The organism is Actinoallomurus sp. NPDC052274 (assembly GCF_040679475.1).
Lineage (GTDB): Bacteria > Actinomycetota > Actinomycetes > Streptosporangiales > Streptosporangiaceae > Actinoallomurus > Actinoallomurus liliacearum.
The window spans coordinates 1-1,017 of the sequence record NZ_JBFAUT010000176.1 but is presented as its reverse complement, the minus strand read 5'-3'; the positions used below and the strand labels follow the sequence as shown (position 1 = coordinate 1,017).

Annotated in this window: 1 protein-coding gene; it reads right to left on the bottom strand. The window is 59.4% G+C overall.

Annotated elements, in window-relative coordinates; all coding sequences use genetic code 11:
• Positions 1–287: 287 nt before the first annotated feature.
• Positions 288–1,017: alpha/beta fold hydrolase (locus AB0K82_RS44735; protein WP_364409899.1), on the bottom strand; the 730-nt coding region annotated here is incomplete at its 5' end.

The following is a 1,017-nucleotide window of genomic DNA, read 5'->3' as shown; positions in this document are numbered from 1 at the left end:
CCTCCAGGGTAGAAAGCCCAGCCTGCGGCCGTCGGGGAAAGAACATCAGCTCGGAATGATTTTGCGGCCGCGAATACACGATCATGTTATACGCGTTGGGATTATAGGCGTCTGGATTATATGCCTCTGGCACGAATGCCACCGGATTCTTCGTGGACATGCCTTCCCTCCCGCTTATCTATACGAATTCCCGATAACTTGATTACCTGAACAGCATAACATCAAAATTCCGGCATATCTATTATCCATATTAAGCATGAACTTCACGAAGTTCGGCTGATCCGGATCTATGCCCCATGGCATAAATCCATGATATTCAGCATTTTCTTGGCAGTCATCTCGGCACTTCCTTCAGACAGAAGATCGAAATGATCGGCGTCGACCTCGTGCGTCGCGATATAGTCGAGGAAATGCTCCCAGCTTCGGGACGTCGAGTCGTAATCGTCCAGCAGCGCGCCCGACAGCTTGGGAAAGCCACGACCAGCCTTGATCAATTCGACGCGACCGGAAAACCGCTCGGGAAAATAGCGGAGGAACGAGCGGAGATTCGCCTTCAGGACCGATGCGAGCCGATCGAGCAGCACGCCCTCCCCCATCGGTCCGGCGCCCAGGAAATCGATGTCCTCGAACCCGGCATCGGCGTCGCCCTGCCGCGATGCCGACACAGGCGCGAGGACGAAGGAGTCGAGCAGGATCGTGGCTTCCACCGGCAGGCCCTGCTCCTGCCAGAGCCGTGCCATCTCGAGCGCGACCGCGCCGCCATAGGACCAGCCGGCCAGAATGATCCGACGCCCCTCGGCCACTTGCTCCGCGATCCGGACATAGCGCTCGGCATAGGCTTGCACCGATCGCGGTATGTCGCTCTCGTCGTCTAGGCCCGGCGCCTGGAAGCCATAGACCGCGCAATCGCCGCGCAGTGCCTTTGCGAGATGGCGAAGCGGCACGGTGGTGCCGTCGGCACCATGCACCAGGAAGACCACCCGTCGCCCGGCTTCCGGGCCGCTCTCCATCGGAACC